Below are 18,099 nucleotides of genomic sequence, written 5' to 3' on the forward strand. Positions count from 1 at the left end.
AATGAAGCGAGAGGTTGTTCGATGAAGCAGCGCAGACAGGACTACATCACCATCGCATCCGACGGCACGGTGCTCATGCCGGGCGCCGTGAGCGCGGACAAGGAGCCGGAGTGTGAGGCGGCTGACGTTGCCTATCGCCTGACACGCATGGCGGAAGAGGCTGCGGCGGCCCTGCCGGTTGCGCCGAACGCCCTCGATGCGGCCGACATGTCGGAATACACGTCCATTCCGCAGAGTGTGGCCACGTCGTCGCCGCGTCCTGCTGCCGCGCAGGTGGGCGCTGCTGATGCGGAAGGTGGCGCGGCGCAGCACGATGCGTTGCCTGTTGCGCTTTTGATGGCGCGACCCAAAACGGCGAAACGCCTGTTGCAGGCGGTGTCCGACGCGGGGTTTACCGCGTGTGTTGCTTACACGCAGGATCATCGGTTTGAGGCGCCGCTCAAGGCGGCGCCGCGTGCGGTGTGTTTGGGTGAGAAGTATTCCGATGCGCTCTTCTGTAACAGCTATGCGGTGCTTACGGCGGTTGAGGAATGTGGCGCGTCGACGGTGCTTTTGTGTGACGAATCGCTGCCGCTTGCTGAGGTTGATAGTTTCCTTGCGCGTGCGTCTGCGCAGGGCGTGCGTGTGTTTAAGCCGCTCAGCGCCGAGGCGCCGCTTTTGGGGTGGGTGCTCTGCACCACTGATAAGCCCGCCATCGAGCGTGGCGCGTGGCGCGCGTGTCCGCACTGCGGCCTCAAGTTCGACGAAGCAAGCCTGGCTTCGGGGCACTACACGTGCCCCACCTGTGGCGGTTACTTCCGTATGTCGTCGATTGAGCGCATCAACGATTTGCTTGACGCCGAGAGTTTTGTTGAGATGGACCAGGTTGTGGCGGAAGGTGACCCGCTTGCCTTCCCCGGTTACCTTGACAAACTGGCTGCTCAGCGGGAGAAAACGGGGCTTGAGGAAGCGGTGCGTACCGGCGTTGGCCGCATTGCGGGGCTGCACGTGGCAGTGGGCATCATGGAGTCGCAGTTCTTCATGGGCTCGATGGGCTCCGTGGTGGGCGAGAAGTTGCACCGTTTGGTGGAGTATGCCACCGAAGAGCGCCTGCCGGTGGTGATTTTTACCGCGTCGGGTGGGGCGCGTATGCAGGAGGGCCTCGTGTCGCTCATGCAGATGGCGAAGGTGTCCTGTGCGCTCGCGCGTCACAACGAGGCGGGGCTTCCGTATATCTCGGTGCTGACTGACCCCACGACCGGTGGCGTGACGGCATCGTTTGCCATGCAGGGCGATGTGATTCTGGCTGAGCCGCGCGCGCTTATTGGTTTCGCGGGCCAGCGCGTGATCAAAGATACTATCAAGCAGGAATTGCCGGAGGGCTTCCAAACGGCAGAGTTCGCGCTGGAGCATGGTCTGATCGATGCCATTGTGGAGCGCAGTGAATTGCGTGCTACTTTGGCGCATCTGTTGGCTCTTCACCTGGCGACGGTTGATAAGAGTGCGCCGGCGCCGGGGGAGCGCGCCATTTTGGTGGACTACGAGACGGTGCAGCACAACTTGGAGCATGGCACCGATACGTACAACACGGTGACGTATGGTGACTTGTCGCCTGAGGGGTTGCCCTTTGGTGAGTCGTCGACGTGGCGGCAGGGGCGGGCGCGCCGCCTTCTGTCGGATATCGCGGGGCGCTTCGAGCAGCGGCATGCGAGTACGGTGTCTTCCAAGCGTTTGGAAAAGGCGCTCTCCCGCGGCGGGTTTGATGCGGAAGGAGGCGCATCGCTTGAGGTCAATGGAGTGCCTGATGATGCGGACGAGGTGCGTGGGGCAGATCCGGCGAACCGTGCGTGGCACAGTGTGCAGCTGGCGCGCAACACCCATCGGCCTACCTCGCTTGCCTATATTGACGCCTTTGTGGAAGGGTTCATTGAGCTGCACGGCGACCGCGCGTTCGGTGATGACGCGGCGGTGGTGTGTGGGCTTGGCTGGATTGGCGGACAAGCTGTCACGGTTATTGCCCAGGAGAAGGGTGCCAACTTGAAGGAGCGTATCCGTCGCAACTTCGGGTGCCCGCAGCCGGAAGGCTACCGCAAGAGTTTGCGGCTGATGCGGCAGGCTGAAAAGTTTGGGCGACCGGTGGTGTGTCTGGTGGATACGCAGGGTGCGTTCTGTGGCATGGAGGCCGAGGAGCGCGGGCAGGGCAATGCTATTGCGGATAACCTCATGGCGCTGGCGGGGTTGCGCGTGCCGGTGGTGAGCGTGCTGTTGGGCGAAGGTGGCAGTGGTGGCGCGCTGGCGTTGGCGCTGGCTGATCGCGTGGCCATGCAGGAGCATGCGGTGTACTCGGTGTTGTCGCCGGAGGGCTTCGCTTCCATTTTGTGGAAGGATCGCACGCGCGCACCCGAGGCGGCGGCCGTCATGAAGATGAGCGCCGAAGAGGCACGCCAGATGGGCATTGTGGATGCGGTGCTTTCCGAAGGGCCTGCTCCCGCGCATGAAAACCCCGCACGTGCGGCTGAAGGCGTGCGTGCGTATGTGGTTGCGGCGCTTGACGAGCTGGGTGCGGTGCCCGCCGATGAACTGCTGCGCGCCCGCCGTGCGCGGTTTGCTCGGTTCTAGGTGAAAGGCGCGCTAGCCCTCTAACAATTCCAGCAGTTCATCCTCACTGAGAGACGAGAGCGAAACGCCCTCCGCACCCACCACGCGGTCGGCGAGTTCGCTCTTTGCTTCTTGTAGGCGCAGGATGCGTTCCTCGATGGTATCTTCGGCCACTACCTTGCACACGCCCACGACGCGGGTTTGGCCGATGCGGTGGGCGCGGTCGGTGGCTTGGTTCTGCGCGGCGGCGTTCCACCACGGGTCGGCATGGATGACCGATGAGGCGCCGGTTAGGTTAAGGCCCGTGCCGCCTGCCTTGAGCGATACGAGGAAGGCAGGCGTGTCGTCGGCGTTAAAGGCGTTTACCAGTTCCAGCCGGCGCTTCTTTGGCGTGGCGCCCGTGATGGTGTAGTAAGGTACGCCGTGCTCTTCCAGCTTCTCGGCAATGAGCGCAAGGAAGCTGGTGAACTGGGAGAACACGAGCGTTTTCTCGCCAGCGTCGCGGGCGGATTCCACCAGCTCCACCAGCGCTGCCAGCTTTGCGCCCTCGGCGGCGTTTTCGTAAATCAGACGCGGGTCGCAGCAGAGTTGCCGCAGCTTCATGAGTTCGGCCAGCACCTCCACGCGCTTCTCCGGATTCGCGGGGCGATGGGAACCCTTCTTGCGGCGTTCTTTCTTTTGTTCGGCGAGGCGGTCGCGCAGGCGCTGCTCGTGAGCGACATAGAGTTTGCGCTGTTCGCCTTCCAAACGAACGTGCACGACCGATTCCAGCTTGTCGGGCAAGTCATCCAGCACGTCTTTTTTCAGGCGGCGCAGCATGAAGGGGCCCACGAGCGTGCGCAAACGTTGCGCGGCGTCTTCGTCACCACCCATAACGGGCAATTCAAAGCGCTCGCGAAAGCGCAGATAGGACCCCAGAAGCCCGGGCATCAGAAAGTCGAAGATGCTCCATAGTTCGCTCAGGCGGTTTTCCATCGGCGTTCCCGTGAGGGCGAAGTGGTGGCGCGCCTCCACCCGCTTGGCGGCGCGTGCCGTTTTGGTGGCGTGGTTCTTGACGTACTGCGCCTCGTCGAGCGCACACGTGTAAAACGCGCGCCCCGCGTAGTCGGTGGCATCGATGCGCAGCAGGTCATACGAGGTAACCAGCACGTCGCAAGCCTGTGCACCGCCAGAGAACGCTTCGGCGCGGATGCGCAGGCGTTCGGACTTTGTGCCCACGGCGGCGCGCACGTCGAGCGTGGGTGCGAAGCGTTCGAATTCGGCGAGCCAGTTGTACACAAGTGAGGCGGGGCACACAATAAGGCTGGGACCAACGGCACGTGCCTCGTCTCGGCGCGCAAGTAAAAACGCGATAAGCTGGGCCGACTTGCCGAGTCCCATCTCGTCGGCCAGTATGCCGCCGAAATCCCGGTCGGCGAGCGAGTTCATCCAGCGAAAGCCTTCTTCCTGGTAGGGGCGCAGGGTGCCCGCAAAGTCCGGCGGCAGCGGGTGGATGCGCTCGCCTTTGGTGCGCAGGCTTTCGAGGTAGCGCGAGAAGGACTCTTCGCGTCGGGCTTCGGGCAGCTGTTCGTCCAGGTAGAAAGCACGGTAAGCGGGAAGTTCTGCGGTGCCGGAGGCCAGCTTGCGCGCCGAGATGCCGAAGTCATCGGCTAGCTGGTCGAGGTGCGCCAGGTCAAGCCCCGCAAGGTCAAGGAACACGCCGCTTTTGAGCCGATGGAAGCGTTTGCGCAGCCGATAGCTTGACAGCAGCGCCGCCACCTCCGAGGCTGGCAACTCATCCGCGGATACCTCCAGGTTAATAAGGTTGCCCACGAGCGAGAGCCCCACCGTGACGTGTGGTGAGCCGTCGAACAGGAGGCGGTCGAAGGCGGGCGTGGTGAACGCCGTGCCCAATTCCTGGAACGCGGCGAGGCCGCCGAACAGGAGGTCACCCACCGCGGCATCGTCGGCCAGTGGTATCGTTGGGGGTTTGCTACTGGTATCAAAGTAGCGCTCCACCAAAGAGCGTGCCTGCGCTTCCGCCGCTTCGTCACGCAATGGCGCGGGGCGGGAGGCTGCGTGCTCACCGGTTGTCGTGCGCGCGGCGTCCGTGCTTCCCTCTTCGAACAGGTGAAAGCGTCGCTCGCCATACACCGCTTGGGCCGAACAGGTAACCGTGTGGTTGTCCTTATCGAAGTAAAATTCCAGCTGGCAGGGGACGGGCCGGTAGGCATCGATCTCGGGCGGCACGTTCGCCACCAGGGGTTCTTCAATGAGAGGGAGCAGTGTTGAACAGAAGAGCGGCAGGTCTTCCTCGCTCACAAAGAGGTGACCTCCGTTGTCAAAGAGTGCGCAGAGGAAGTCGGCCGTGCGCGCGTAGTCTGCTGAGCAGCGGTAAAAGATATCGTCGTGCCACACGTAGAGCCGCCCGCCTTCGGCTGCCGCTTTCGCGTCATCGGGACCCGTGATGTCGTAGCCGCCTGAGGTTTCTTGCAGCGTCACTTCCAGGTGTGGATTGCCTTCAACGATATGGGCCGTGGTAACAGAGCGCATGGAGCGGTCGGTGGCTTCTACGGTGAAGGGGTGATCGGCCTGTATGTCGAGCAGTTCGACCAGTTCAAAGGCCGACAAATCCAGGCTGCGGCCCACTTCTGGATGGCTTCCAAACCGGCCGTAAAGCGCGCTGCTTGTCTGGCCGCGCAGCGAAACCGCGCGTTCGAGAAAGTGGGCCACGGCGCGTGCGTGATCGTTCAGCACGGCAGGGACGTGGGCAAACGAAAGCTTTTTGCCGTAGGAAAAGCGCTCGCCGGTGCGCATGCGTGCAACGAATTCGGAGATGCTTTTCATGACGTAGGAGCCGTGCGGCCCCACCAGTTTGAAGCGCGCGGACCAATTGCCGTAGCCATACGTGAGCGCCGTTTCGATGTCGATGGTGCCGTGGGCTTTATCTGCGGCTGCTAGTTTTCCGCGTTGCAGCAGGTCAGAAAGGCCGGCAGTGGTCGTGTGCGTTCGGTGGGTGCGGTAGCCGAGGAACCGCTCGGGCGCGTCGTTATACGAAAGCACGAGCGCCGCGCAGTGCTTACACATGCCGTCGTATTCAAAGAAGGCGGGGCAGCTGCAGGAGTAGTCGACAATGAGGTCTTCGTCCTCGTCGATGCTGGCTGAGGTGCGGTACCGGTCGTTCCAGCCGTGGCTGCTGGCCACAAACGCGCTGAGGATGGCCTCGCTGCCCTCGTAGCGCGCCTGCTTCGTGAGGATGTTGCGGTCGGAGGACGCAATGGCGCGTGCGCGCTGCATTGTGCGCGCGTAGCAGTGCCGCTCAAGTTCGTCCTCAGAAATCATGATCCTCCTTGCGTTGAAGCCTTAAAAAGAGTATAAGGTATAAGAACGTTAGTTCGTATAATTTCCGCAAGAAAAGCGAACTTTGGAAAAGGGAGGAAGTTCATGCACGGATATTCGGGGCGCGTTACGAAAGAAGCGCGAGGTCAACCAGTGCCAGCTTGTCGATGAGTTTGCGATAGATGCGGTCGCGAATCCAGGGTTCGGTGGAAAGCGCGATGGCGTCTTCTAGAGGCACCCAGCGCACGCCGCTGTTTTCATCAGGCTTGACGCGCAAGGGCTCGTCGGGAGAGGCCACCGCCAGGTAGGTGACGTTGAGGTGGAGGTGCGAGCCCACGTACGTGCCGCACTTCTCGTGCCCATCCACCGTGAGCACCTCAAGTGAGAAGATGCCGCCCGGTCCGCACGAGGTGACAAGGCGCGCGCCCACCACGCCGGTTTCCTCCTGCAACTCACGCAGCGCCACCCGCGCAAGGTCACGCTCCCCATCGGCATGCCCACCAATCCACGACCAGGAGTTATAGATGTTGTGGTACACAAGCAACGTCTGTGAGGCGGTGGGGTCAACCGTCCAAATAGAGCACGCCATATGCGCCAGCGAGTCGCGATCAAACACGCACGGGTCGCTTTCCATCTGCCGCACAATAACCTGCCGATCAACCTCTTCCTGCTCATTAAAAGGCTGGTAACTGCGTATGTCGTCAATGAGTGTCATGGGGGTATTGTACCCGTTTGCTACTTCGTGTGCCGCTCGTCTTCTCACGTGTCCATTATATGTGTGAAAGGATTATACTAAGCAGATCGACAAGCGAAGAGAGGGGATGAGAAGATGGAACGCGTGAGGAAGAGGGTGTCTGTCCGGGCGGCGCTGCTTGCGGCCGCGCTGGCGCTCGTGTGTGCGTTTTTGTGTGCGCCGAGCGCGTGGGCAAGCCAGTTCGCCGACGTGCCTGACGATCACTGGGCGCAGGTGTCGGGCATTGTGGATCGTTCGGTTGAAGAGGGGCTCATCAAGGGTGTTGATAATCCTGATGGGACGGTGAGTTTTCAGCCTGATGCGCAGGTGACGCGCGCGCAGGTGGCAACCATTCTCGCGCGTCTTGCGGGCGAGGATTTGCAGGGCGACTATCCGGAAAATGCGACGTCATGGACGGATGCTCCGTCGCACGAGTGGTTCACGGGAGCGCTTAACTGGGCTGAGCAGACGGGCATTCTCAAGGGTGCCGACGGTCGCGTTCGCCCCTATGATCCGGTGTCGCGTCAGGAGCTTGCCGCCATGGTGGCGCGCTTTGCTGAAACGTTCATGGGTGTGGAAACGGTGAGTGACACCGATCGCCTGGGCAAATACGCCGATCGTTCGAGCATCGACGTGTGGGCTGAGGGCCCCGTGTCGTGGGCAGCGGAAAACGGCATCATGGGGGCAACGCCTACCATCAATGCACGCAACGGCGCCACGCGTGCCGAGACGGCTAAGATGGTGCTCGTGCTGTCCGATGGTGGCGTTCGCCAGCCCGACCTGCTGAAAAGCCACTTCCTTGCCGTTGGCCAGAGCGATGCCACCTTCGTGGAACTTCCCGGAGGAACATGCCTTCTTATTGATGCTGGTTCGGCAGCGAATGGGCCTGCCGTGGTGAAGTACGTGAAGTCGCTTGGTTACACGCGGATTGATTACGTGGTTGCTACCTGCGCTGATGCTAACCATGTGGGCGGTATGGCAGCGGTTGCGGAGGCGTTTGCCATCGGCACCGTATATGCGCCGCCGTGCGCTGAGGGCGAGAGCTGGGAAGGTATGCTCGACACGCTGAACGCCAAGGCCACAACGGTGACGCGCGCCGTTGCAGGGAAAGGGTGGAGCGACGGGGCGTATGATGCGACCTACTCCGCTACGTTTGTAGCGCCTGATGCGACGGTTGGTGCTGGCTCGGCGGTTCTGCATATCGACTACGCGGGTAAGACGTTCCTCTTTACGGGCGATGCCACCGCTGATGCCTTGGTGCAGTGCACGCCTGGTCATGTGGATGTTCTCAAGGTAAGCGACCATGGATCTGATGCGGGCACGAACGAGGCGCTTGTCGCGCAGGCAACGCCGAACTTCTCGATTATCTCATGCGGAGCGGCTCCGAGCGATAACGTGCTGTCGCTTCTGACCGGCAACGGATTTTTCCGGACGGACATTCAGGGAACGATCAGCGGCTTTACCGATGCGTCGAGCATCTGGTTTGACAAAGGTCCTCTGCGCTATGAGCCGCCTGTCGTAGAGCCTGAACCGGAGCCTGTGCCGCCAGTGGTGAATCCGGAGCCGGAACCTGTGCCGCCGGGTCCAGATTTGAGTGCGACGGTGTGCGTGACCAAATCGGGCAAAAGCTATCACTATGATTGGTGCCCGACGCTCAGCAGGTCAAAGAACCTGACGTATATGAGCGCCGGCTCTGCGCAGTCGAGAGGCTATCGACCCTGCAAGGTCTGCAAGCCACCGCATGCGTGAGGTGATGTGGGCGCGCGTGAGGTACGTTTGTAGGTAGAAGAAAGGTCGGCAAGCAGTGAGCTTCGCCGACCTTTCGTGTAGAGGAAGGTTCCTGCCGCTTTTGCAGCGAGCGGGAGGTTTACTCAACTTCTAAATTCGCGAACTGGAACGTGGTGCAGTCTACCAGGCCGCGGTTGGTGAGGCGGAGTTCGGGGAGGCAGGCCAGCGGAATCAGGGCCATCGTCATGAAGGGGGAGGGCATGGTGCAGCCGATCTCGGCCCAGGTCTTTTCGAGGGCGTGAACCTTTTCGCTCATCTCTTCGGCGGGCAGGGCGTCCATCAGGCCGGCGATGGGCAGTTCCACGAGTCCCAGCACCTCGCCGTCGGCGACGACAACCATGCCGCCGCCGCAGGTGGCAAGCGTGTTTGCAGCGAGCGCCATGTCTTCGTCGTTCGTGCCCACCACTAGCAGGTTGTGTGCGTCGTGTGCCACCGTGGAGGCCATCGCGCCGCGCTTGATGCCAAAGCCTTTGGTAAAGCCGTAGCCAAACTTTCCTGTTTCGTGATGACGTTCGAATACGAATGCCTTGAGGACGTCCTGGTCAACGTCTGATTCCAAGCGGCCATCTACGACGGGCAAATCCACGTGCGTCTCACGCGTGCCCACCTTGCCGGGGATAACCTCAATCGTGCGAATGCGCACCGTGTCGTCCTCGGCGGTGCCCTTGGGCGCGGGGATGGCGAACGCGTCTGGCGTGATCTTGCGGTCGAGGTGCATGGAGTGCGTCACCCACGCAGGGAATTCAAAAGGCGGCAGGTCGAACGTCGCGCGTCCGTTTTCGGCCACTACTTCGCCGTCGATGAGTACGCGTGTTACCTGGAGGTGCTCGAGGTCATCCAAAAATACGAGGTCGGCACACTTGCCTGGGGTGATGGAGCCTAGGTCGTGGTCCATCTGGAAGCACTGCGCGCAGTTAATGGTGACCATCTGGATGGCGGTGATGGGGTCGATGCCTAGGCTTACGGCTACGCGCACGATGTGGTCGAGGTGCCCGTCGGCTACGAGGGTGTGCGGGTGCGTGTCGTCGCTCACCAGCAGGGCGAAGCGCGTGTCGATGTCCTGTGCGAGCACCGCTTCGGCCAGTACCGGCAAATCTTTCCAGGCCGACCCGTAGCGCAGCTGTGCATACATGCCGAGGCGCATCTTGGCGAGCGCGTCTTCGGCGCGCGTGGACTCGTGGCAGCAGCGCACGCCGGAGGCGACGTAAGCGTTGAGGCCCTGGTCGGTCTCGGGAAGCGAGTAGTGGCCGGTGACAATCTTGCCGGCCTTCAGCGTTTCGGCCACCTCACCGTGTGCGTGGTCGGTGCCGGCGAGGATGCCGGGAAAGTTCATCATCTCGCCGAGGCCGACGACGTTGGGCCAGTTCATGGATTCCGCGATGTCATCGGGGCCCACGAACGAGCCCGTGTCTTCGAAGCCAGGCACAGCCGGTACGCACGAGGGCGTGGTGATCATCGCTTTGAGCGGCGTGCGCGCGGCGTCTTCCGCCATCACCTTCACGCCGTCGAGGCCAAGCACGTTGCAGACCTCGTGCGGATCCCAGTAGATGCCCGTGGTGCCGTGCGGCACAACCGCGCGCGCGTATTCGCCGGCGCCCATCATGGAAGACTCCACGTGGATGTGCCCATCAAGGAATCCGGGTGCGAGATACTGCCCCTGCGCGTCGATGACCTGCGTGTTCTCGCCAATGCAGTGGTCGGCGTGACCGACGTAAGCAATGCGCCCTTGGGCGATAGCCACGTCGATGTCCTCCTGGATTTCGGCCGTACACACATTTACCAGCTTCGCATGTGTGATCACGAGGTCAGCCGCCTCACGCCCCTGCGCCACCCCCGCCAACGTCTGCGAACACTCCCACAACGGCTTCTTACAAAAGGTATTAATCATGTCAGTCTCCTTAGAGAGCAGATTGCCACCACCACAACACAACCCAACGCCGCCATTATCGCTTCTTGCATTACCAAGACCAACCAAGAGAAAAAGATTCCAACGGGAATGCGCAAAGGTATGTAATTCGTAACAAAGATGTATTGAAGAGTTTAATAGGTTCGGCCAGCATAACGCTTAGTTAAACGAGCAAAAGTAACTAAAGCTTTACTATACAGGTTGGTGCTTATAGTGTTGATACTGCTTCCATGTTGACAGAGCCGTTGACATATATTACTTTTTTATAATCATAAGATAAATAATGTAATTAAATTTCTGAGTTGAAAATGTTCTTCTAATCGGTAAACGCATTATTATTAGTAGTTTTGTTTCATTATTAAATGAGAGGGGTCATAAATGCCACAGGAAATGAAACAGATGATTTGCAGGGTTCGGTTGGAATCTGATCGTATCAGGGAAAGGAAGGGAAAAACGGATCATGTACGTTTCGAAGTGGATGGGGCGAGAAAGACTATCACGTTTCATGCGCATTGGAGGAAATTGAGTAGCAAGATTTTTGATGTTATCAAGATGATAGCAAGTTGGTGAAGGTAAGTCGACTTATGTTGCCCATCATCGGCTGGAATGCATCAAAAGAGAAAGGCTTTTGCGGCGAGGAAATAGTAGAATCAGGGGCATCTTTTCTTGCACCTCGGGTCGCAATCAACCGTTGCGTTGAATCGTGGGGGTTGGGTGGGGGCGTGGTAGAATGGCTGGTCGGGTAGCGGAAGGCATAAAAATGAAGATTGCGGTGAGTGCGTGTATGCTGGGGGAGCCTTGTCGGTATGATGGGGCTTCTAAGCCGGTGGAGGTGGTCGGCGCGCTCAAAGCGACCCATGATCTTGTACCCGTGTGCCCTGAGGTGGCTGGTGGGTTGCCGATTCCACATCCGCCGTGTGAAATTGTCACGGCTGAGCGCGCTCTTCGCGTCATTGACGCGCAGGGGGCCGATCAAACGGACGCCTTCCTTGCAGGTGCTCGTCAGGTGGTGGAACTCGTTAAGAACGAGGGCTGTAACCTGGCCATATTGAAGGCGAAAAGCCCCTCGTGCGGGTGTGGGCGCATCTATGATGGCACATTTTCGAACACGCTGGTGCCGGGCTATGGCGTGGCGGCGCGTCTGCTGCGTGGCGAGGGTATCCGCGCGATCAGCGAGGAACTTCTCAGCGCCTGCTTACAAGCGGCGGAAGCGCACGGGCATGGCCACAAGCCGCCGGTCCTGGCATCGTCTGCGCAGGAATGTCCCGCTCTCGTGACGGAGCGTCTCGTGCTCCGTCCGCTTGCCGAAAGTGATGCCCCCGACGTGTTCGCCTACTGCTGCGACAGCGACGTGGGGGCCGATGCGGGGTGGCCCGCGCATCGCTCGGAGGCGGACGCGCTTGATTTCATTCGCACGGCGGGCGCTGCGCCGCACGTGTTTGGCGTGTTCGAGCGCCTCAATACCGATGAAACAGGTAATGTTTCGTGCGAACAGCCGGCGGTCCTCTCCGCCAATGAGTTGCCGCCAACAGGCCCCTGCATCGGCTCAGTCGGCCTCATCCCCGATCCGCAGCGTCGCAACCCTGACTGTCTCATGCTGGGCTACGCGCTCGCAAAACCGGCGTGGGGTCGCGGTCTCATGACCGAGGCCGCGCGCGAGGTCATTCGCTACGGCTTCGAAGAGCTGGGCCTCCCCCTCATCACCTGCACGCACTACACGTTCAACAACCGCTCGCGCCGCGTCATCGAGAAATGTGGCTTCATGCGTGAAGGAACGCTCCATGGCGGCGAGGCGACGCCGGACGGCCTCATGCAGGACCTGGCCCTTTACTCGCTTGCGGCCTCGGCATGGCAGGAAGCGGCCGGTGACAACTGCTTCGCGCCGGGAGCCTAGGGGACGCCGCATCATGGGAAACAACGCTACAAAGCCGCCAACCATCGACGAGCAACAAATTCGCAAAACAAGCGCGGCGCTTATGCAACTAGGACGGAAGAACCCGCTCGTGGCGCTCCTTATTGCGCTTGTGCTGGTGGCGGTGGTCGGCGTCAGCTGGCTTGGTTCGCTGCAGCAGGAAGCCACTGAGTCCAACCAAGCGCCCACCCAGGTTGACGCATCGCAGCTAGCCGTCGCCGATGAAGTGGGGCTTGAGCAGGCGGAAGTCATCCGCGTCGTCGACGGGGATACGCTCAAAGTGCGCACCTCGTCAGGCGAGACCACCGTGCGTCTCATCGGTATGGATACGCCGGAAAGCGTCGCGCAGGAGGAATGGCGCAACTGTGAAGAGGGTGTCATCGCCTCGAACTACACGAAGTCGCTCGTTGCCTCCGGAAGCACCGTGTGGCTCTCGCGCGACGTGTCCGACACCGACCGCTACGGGCGGCTGCTGCGTTACGTGTGGCTCAAACAACCCACTGACCTGCGTAATGAAAACGAAATTGCGAACAACATGCTGAACGCCATCCTCGTGCGCGAGGGTTATGCGCAAGCGAAGTACTATCGACCCGACACAACGCTCCATGACCTGTTCGAACGCTGGGGCAACGAGGCTGCCGCCGCCGGCAAGGGAGTGTCGTACAAGTGGGCATAAACGGCTCGAAACAGCAGGCCAGCAAGCTGCAGAAACCTACGACCGCCGAGGCGAAGAACCACGCAAAGCAAACAGCGGAACCCACCTCCGCAGACCCCTCTGACTCTCCCTCCTTCTTCATGTACGTGCTCACCTGCGCCGACGGCACACTCTACACGGGCTACACAACGGATGTCGAGCAGCGCGTGTGCGTGCACAACGCCGGCAAGGGCGCGAAATACACGCGCTCGCGCACGCCGGTGCAGGTGGTGGCGCAGGCTCGCTTTGCCACCAAGCACGAGGCCATGAGCGCGGAATACCACTTCAAACGCCTATCGCGCAGCGCGAAAGAACGCTTGCTCGCCCGCGCCCGCACGGAAGACTTCGCCAACATCCTCGCAGAACGATGGGGCGAAACGGGGGAGGCTAACGCCGCTTCTTACCAATAAGAGATAAGCCCTTTCATGTGCGCAAAGTTGTGGAAGGTGCGCGTGCAGCGCCGGCACCTCCCGCCGCCCGGATTAAAGCGCACGCGCGCGCCAGCCTGAGTCCTACGCCAACGCCCGCTCCCGCGGCGCTTCTGCGGTCACCTGCAACCCGTTGCACTCGGCACGCAGGGCTTCTTCGTCGCATACGGCCGCCAGCTTTTCCAGCAATTCGCGCATCTCGGCGCAGTTTTTCAGCGCGAAGCGGGCTCGGGTGGGGCCGTCGCCTATCTTGATGGTCCAGGCGGTCTCCGGGGCGGCTTCGAACACGTCCTCGTCGGTGCGGTCGTCGCCAGCGGCCAGCACAAAGTCGAACGAGGGATCGCGGAACCAGCGGCGGGCGGCATGGCCCTTATCGACGCCGCGGGGCTTCACTTCCACCACCTTATTGCCGTCCATGAGTGCTAACCCGCGGTCGGCCAAGCCGTCTCCCAACGCGTTTTTCAACTCGATCACGCGGCGTTCGGCCAGCTCCTGGCTGCACATGCGATAATGCCACACCAAAGAATAGTCCTTTTCTTCCAGAAGAGACCCCGGGGTGCGATCCACGAAATCAGCCAGCACACCGCGCACCGAATGCTTCCAGGAATCGTCAAGCGGCTCTTCCATCTCCCAGGTGTCCTGTCCGCGGCCGCGATACCACACGCCATGCTCGGCCACCAGGTCAACCGGCAAATCGCCCAGCCACGATTCCAGCGTCGCACGATCGCGGCCCGACACCACGGCAACCGTGGTGCGCAGGTTGGACCCCAGGCGACGCAGTAGTGCACGCAGCCGCTCGTCGGGTGCCACGCGCGTCGGATCATCCGAAAACGCCATCAGCGTGCCGTCGTAGTCCAAAAGCAGCACCCGCTGTCGTGCCGCGCGAAACGCCTCCACAAGCCGCTCAGATGAGGTGGGCCCCAACAGGTGCGCGCTCAACCCGGCCTGGCGATCCTTCACGCTATCAACCGCAGCAAGAAATTCGCGCGCCCACTTCTTCGACGTGTAGCGCGCCAGGCGCTCCTGCATGGGCGCGTTGCGTCGCCGCTGCTCGGCCACCGGCATGGTGAGAGCGCATTCCATGGCGTCCACAACCCCTTCCAAGTCGAAGGGGTTCACCGTCAGCGCCTCGTTCAACTCGTAGGACGCGCCCGCCATCTCGGAGAGCACGAGCGCGCCACCTTCGCCATCGTGGCAGGCCAAATACTCCTTGCACACCAGGTTCATGCCGTCGCGTAACGGCGTGACCAGCATGACATCGCTCGCCGCGTACAGGCTGACCAGCTGATCGAACGGTAGCGACCGGTAGTAATAGTCCACGGGCGTCCAATCCATAGTGGAATGCTTCCCGTTGATGCGCCCCACGAGCCCATCCACCTGCTTCTTGAGCGCCTGATACGACGCCACCCCCTCGCGCGAAGGCACCGTGACCAGCACCAATACCACGCGTCCCTTCCATTCAGGATGCCTGTCAAGAAACGCATCGAACGCCTGAAGCCTATCGGGAATGCCCTTGGAGTAGTCCAGCCGCTCCACCGAAAGCATGATCTTGCAGCCCTCGTGGCCCTTCTCTTCGGAAAACGCCGTTACCAGTTCGCGCACCTCGGGCTTGCGCGCCGCCGTGCGGAACCGTTCGTAGTCGATGCCGAGCGGGAAGGCGTCCGCCTGCACGAGGCGGCCCTCCACAAACAGCGTGCCGCTGGCATTCTCGATGCCTGCCACGCGCCGGCAACTCGACAGAAAATGGCGCACGTAATCGTAGGCGTGAAAGCCAATGAGGTCGGCCCCCAGCACGCCGCGCAGAAGCTCGCTGCGCCACGGCAGCATGCGAAACGTCTCAAAATCGGGGAAGGGAATGTGCAGGAAGAACCCAATCGAGGCGCCGGCCAGCGCCTCGCGCAGCATCGACGGCAACAGCATCAGGTGGTAGTCGTGCACCCAAATGGTGTCACCCTCGCGCGCCTCGGCCAGCACCGCATCGCGAAACCGCTCGTTCACGCGCACGTAAGCTTCCCACGCTTCTTCGTCGAAGCGCGTGTGCTGGGGAAAGCCGTGGAAGAGCGGCCACAGCGCCGAGTTCGAAAAGCCCTCGTAGTACAACTCCGCGTCGTGCGCGTCCAAGTGCACGGGCTTGCAGGCGCGCTCGCTCAAGGCCTGTTCAAAGCGCCGCCGCGCCCCTTCGTCCAAGCTTTCCGGCTCATCCGCCCAGCCAATCCACAGGTTCCCGGGATGCTCGTGCAGCGGTTCCAAACCTGCAACCAATCCGCCCACGCTACGCGTGAAGGAAAAGCCGTCTTGCCCCTCCGCTTCAACGCGGTAGGGGAGTCGGTTCGATACGATAATGAGGCGCTTATCCATGCGATCCACCTTTTGCTTGCTCGTTGTCCCCCGCCATTGTAGGGGTGCCTTCCGGCCCGCCGAAAAGCGGTTAAGGCCCCGTTGCGTCTCCGTAGCGTGTTTGTGACCGCCACCACGCCCGGCGCTCGTGAGGCAGCGGTGGAAAGTGCCGCGTTCCGTGCTATGATGCGATGACTCCAAAAATCGACACGGGAAAAGGAAGGACATGCAGACCTACCTCGCTCACTATCGCTCACCGGCAGCTTCCGACACCCGGGCAACCGGGGTGTTTGAGTTCGAAAGCGACGCGCGTATCAACACCAAGGCGAACCAGCACGATGCGCGCCTGCGCATGCTGGAGTTGTACGGAAAAGACGCGGTATCGTGGACGATCGAGCGTATCGAGCGCAAAAAGGCGACCACCGACACGCAGGATGGTCAGCTTGCCTTGGACTTCCGCCCGCCCAAGAAGCAGCGCAAGCGTGCCAAGACGAAGGAATGGTGGTAGGCGCACGCGTGGTCGCACACACACGCACACGCATGTATGCCCCCCCGTTCGCACGACCTTCTTTACCTCCCGTAGTCTGCGCTGATGACGTCCTCGCGTCATCGTGTGAAAGAGACGGTTTCGCTCGCCACAAGGCGCTATAATGGCACCCGACAACCAACGGATTCGCGCGTCGCGCAGGCCACGTGCCCGCAACGCGCCTTGTGTATCAGGGAGCGCCATGAAGAACAAACAGGTGAAATTCCTCAAACAACTGCTGGAAACCCCCTCGGCCACCGGGTGTGAAACGCCCGTTGCCCAACTCGTGCGCGACCGGCTGGCCCCGTTCGCCGACGAGGTGGCAACCGATGTGATGGGTTCGGTGCACGCCACGCTGAAGGGCGCGGGCGGTGGACCCTCGCTCATGCTGTCGGCTCACATGGACGAAATCGGCCTGATGGTAACCTATATTTCCGACGACGGCTTTCTGTCGGTGGCGGCCGTGGGCGGCGTGGACGCGGCCATTCTGCCCGGCATGCGTGTGGACGTGCATGCGTCGGGTTCTGTCGAGCCGTTGCGCGGCGTGGTGGGGCGCAAGCCCATCCATCTCATTGACCCCGACGAGCGCAAGAAGGTTACGCCCATCGACAAGCTGGTCATTGACCTGGGGATTCCCGCCAAAAAGGTGAAGAAGCTGGTGAGTGTTGGCGACGTGATTACCTTCGGCGTGGGTTTTGAGCGCTTCGGCGAGGGCATGGCCGTGTCCCGCGCGTTCGACGACAAGGCAGGCGTGTGGATTGGCACGCGCGTGCTGGAAAAGCTCGCGAAGGGGAAGCGCCAGTCGGGTGACTTCATTTTCGCGGCAACCGTGCAGGAAGAGATTGGCACGCGCGGCGCGCAGACGTCGGCCTATGGCGTGCATCCGGACGTGGGGCTTGCCTTCGACGTGACGCATGCGACGGACTACCCGGGCATTGAGCAGTCCAAATACGGCAAGATTGTGTGCGGCGGTGGTCCGGTCATCGCGCGCGGTCCCAACATCAACCCTGCCGTGTTCGAGCGGCTGGTAGCCGCGGCCGAGGCTGAGGGCCTGCCGTATCAGTTGGAGGCCGAGCCCAGCGTTACCGGTACCGACGCGCGCTCCATCCAGGTGGCGCGCGGTGGCATCCCCACGGGCCTCGTGTCCGTGCCGCTGCGCTACATGCACACACCCACCGAGGTGGTGTGTCTGGCCGACCTTGACGCCACGGTGAAACTCATCGAGCGCTTCGTCCGTGACCTGGACGAAAGCGCCTGCTTCGTGCCGGGCATGGAGGATTTCCGCACGCCGCTTGAGGACGAGGAAGACAACGCCGAGCGCGACTTGGCGGCTGAAGCGCGCGCCGATGCGCCCGCTCACGAGACGGCCGCTGAGCGCCGTTTCGACGAAACTGGGGTGGCGTAAGGTATGAAGCGCGAAGCAACAACCATCGCCAAGAACCGCAAGGCGCTCCACGAGTATGAGCTGATGGAGCGCTTCGAAGCGGGCATCGAGCTCACGGGCACCGAGGTGCGGTCGCTGCGCGAGAACCACTGCCAGCTGACGGATTGCTTCGCGCTCGTGCGCGGCGGCGAGGTGTGGCTGCACAACGTGCACATTCCGCCGTATTCGCACGGCAACATTGCGAACCCCGACCCCGACCGCAAGCGCCGGCTGCTCCTGCACAAAAAAGAGATTCGCGAGCTGGAGCAAAAGACGCGTGAGCAGGGCATGGCGCTCGTGCCCACCAAGATGTATTTCAAAGAGAACTCGCTGGTGAAGGTGGAGTTGGCGCTCGCTCGCGGCAAGAAGCTGCACGACAAGCGCGCCAGCATGGCAGAGCGCGACACCCGTCGCGAAATTGAGCGCGCGCTCAAGGAGCGCAGCCGTTAACCACAAA

The 18,099-nt window shown here is 61.6% G+C and carries 12 protein-coding genes; 8 read left to right on the forward strand and 4 right to left on the reverse strand.

Features of this window, described 5'->3' with window-relative positions:
* The first annotated feature begins 21 nt into the window (after positions 1-21).
* Complete coding sequence (gene accD / locus QNJ86_RS00105) at positions 22-2,598, forward strand: acetyl-CoA carboxylase, carboxyltransferase subunit beta (protein ID WP_283830531.1); 2,577 nt, start codon at positions 22-24, stop codon at positions 2,596-2,598.
* A gap of 12 nt (positions 2,599-2,610) precedes the next feature.
* On the opposite strand, the gene QNJ86_RS00110 is transcribed toward accD, so the two are convergent.
* Complete coding sequence (locus tag QNJ86_RS00110) at positions 2,611-5,898, reverse strand: DEAD/DEAH box helicase (RefSeq protein ID WP_283830532.1); 3,288 nt, start codon at positions 5,896-5,898, stop codon at positions 2,611-2,613.
* Between the two features lie 124 nt (positions 5,899-6,022).
* Positions 6,023-6,610 (reverse strand): NUDIX hydrolase, encoded by a 588-nt coding sequence (locus QNJ86_RS00115; protein WP_283830533.1) that lies wholly within the window; start codon positions 6,608-6,610, stop codon positions 6,023-6,025.
* A 114-nt stretch (positions 6,611-6,724) separates the two neighbouring features.
* Here QNJ86_RS00115 and QNJ86_RS00120 point away from each other — a divergent pair, with 114 nt between their 5' ends.
* Positions 6,725-8,377: an S-layer homology domain-containing protein gene (locus QNJ86_RS00120; RefSeq protein ID WP_283830534.1), complete on the forward strand. Its 1,653-nt coding sequence runs from the start codon at positions 6,725-6,727 to the stop codon at positions 8,375-8,377.
* A gap of 118 nt (positions 8,378-8,495) precedes the next feature.
* Here QNJ86_RS00120 and ade read toward each other — a convergent pair whose 3' ends face one another.
* Positions 8,496-10,304: an adenine deaminase gene (gene ade / locus QNJ86_RS00125; protein WP_283830535.1), complete on the reverse strand. Its 1,809-nt coding sequence runs from the start codon at positions 10,302-10,304 to the stop codon at positions 8,496-8,498.
* A 778-nt stretch (positions 10,305-11,082) separates the two neighbouring features.
* Here ade and QNJ86_RS00130 point away from each other — a divergent pair.
* From QNJ86_RS00130 to QNJ86_RS00140, 3 genes are read left to right on the forward strand one after another with little or no spacing between them, the layout of a single operon-like run.
* Positions 11,083-12,216, forward strand: a complete 1,134-nt coding sequence (locus QNJ86_RS00130) for a GNAT family N-acetyltransferase (protein ID WP_283830536.1) — start codon at positions 11,083-11,085, stop codon at positions 12,214-12,216.
* Positions 12,217-12,229: 13 nt separating this feature from the next.
* Positions 12,230-12,910, forward strand: coding sequence for a thermonuclease family protein (locus QNJ86_RS00135; RefSeq protein ID WP_283830537.1), 681 nt, complete (start codon positions 12,230-12,232; stop codon positions 12,908-12,910).
* Positions 12,901-13,338, forward strand: coding sequence for a GIY-YIG nuclease family protein (locus tag QNJ86_RS00140; protein ID WP_283830538.1), 438 nt, complete (start codon positions 12,901-12,903; stop codon positions 13,336-13,338). Before QNJ86_RS00135 ends, QNJ86_RS00140 begins: the two co-directional genes overlap by 10 nt.
* Positions 13,339-13,440: 102 nt before the next feature.
* On the opposite strand, the gene QNJ86_RS00145 is transcribed toward QNJ86_RS00140, so the two are convergent.
* Positions 13,441-15,714: a bifunctional alpha,alpha-trehalose-phosphate synthase (UDP-forming)/trehalose-phosphatase gene (locus QNJ86_RS00145; RefSeq protein ID WP_283830539.1), complete on the reverse strand. Its 2,274-nt coding sequence runs from the start codon at positions 15,712-15,714 to the stop codon at positions 13,441-13,443.
* A gap of 205 nt (positions 15,715-15,919) precedes the next feature.
* On the opposite strand from QNJ86_RS00145, the gene QNJ86_RS00150 reads away from it, so the two are divergent.
* From QNJ86_RS00150 to smpB, 3 genes are all read left to right on the forward strand, one after another.
* The gene (locus QNJ86_RS00150; RefSeq protein ID WP_283830540.1) at positions 15,920-16,201 is read left to right on the forward strand and encodes a hypothetical protein; all 282 of its coding nucleotides are present in this window, start codon (positions 15,920-15,922) and stop codon (positions 16,199-16,201) included.
* Positions 16,202-16,421: 220 nt separating this feature from the next.
* Entirely contained in the window at positions 16,422-17,624 is a 1,203-nt protein-coding gene (locus tag QNJ86_RS00155; RefSeq protein WP_283830541.1) for a M42 family metallopeptidase, read from the forward strand.
* A gap of 3 nt (positions 17,625-17,627) precedes the next feature.
* On the forward strand, positions 17,628-18,092 hold the full coding sequence (gene smpB / locus QNJ86_RS00160) for an SsrA-binding protein SmpB (protein ID WP_283830542.1): 465 nt from the start codon (positions 17,628-17,630) through the stop codon (positions 18,090-18,092).
* Positions 18,093-18,099 lie beyond the last annotated feature (7 nt).

This window comes from Gordonibacter faecis (genome assembly GCF_030077735.1).
Taxonomy (GTDB): Bacteria; Actinomycetota; Coriobacteriia; order Coriobacteriales; family Eggerthellaceae; genus Gordonibacter; species Gordonibacter faecis.

Excerpts from the sequence above, each read along its gene's own strand:
- accD (WP_283830531.1), top strand. The coding sequence starts at position 22 with ATGAAGCAGCGCAGACAGGACTACATCACCATCGCATCCGACGGCACG.
- QNJ86_RS00110 (WP_283830532.1), bottom strand. The coding sequence starts at position 5,898 with ATGATTTCTGAGGACGAACTTGAGCGGCACTGCTACGCGCGCACAATG.
- QNJ86_RS00115 (WP_283830533.1), bottom strand. The coding sequence starts at position 6,610 with ATGACACTCATTGACGACATACGCAGTTACCAGCCTTTTAATGAGCAG.
- QNJ86_RS00120 (WP_283830534.1), top strand. The coding sequence starts at position 6,725 with ATGGAACGCGTGAGGAAGAGGGTGTCTGTCCGGGCGGCGCTGCTTGCG.
- ade (WP_283830535.1), bottom strand. The coding sequence starts at position 10,304 with ATGATTAATACCTTTTGTAAGAAGCCGTTGTGGGAGTGTTCGCAGACG.
- QNJ86_RS00130 (WP_283830536.1), top strand. The coding sequence starts at position 11,083 with ATGAAGATTGCGGTGAGTGCGTGTATGCTGGGGGAGCCTTGTCGGTAT.
- QNJ86_RS00135 (WP_283830537.1), top strand. The coding sequence starts at position 12,230 with ATGGGAAACAACGCTACAAAGCCGCCAACCATCGACGAGCAACAAATT.
- QNJ86_RS00145 (WP_283830539.1), bottom strand. The coding sequence starts at position 15,714 with ATGGATAAGCGCCTCATTATCGTATCGAACCGACTCCCCTACCGCGTT.
- QNJ86_RS00150 (WP_283830540.1), top strand. The coding sequence starts at position 15,920 with ATGCAGACCTACCTCGCTCACTATCGCTCACCGGCAGCTTCCGACACC.
- QNJ86_RS00155 (WP_283830541.1), top strand. The coding sequence starts at position 16,422 with ATGAAGAACAAACAGGTGAAATTCCTCAAACAACTGCTGGAAACCCCC.
- smpB (WP_283830542.1), top strand. The coding sequence starts at position 17,628 with ATGAAGCGCGAAGCAACAACCATCGCCAAGAACCGCAAGGCGCTCCAC.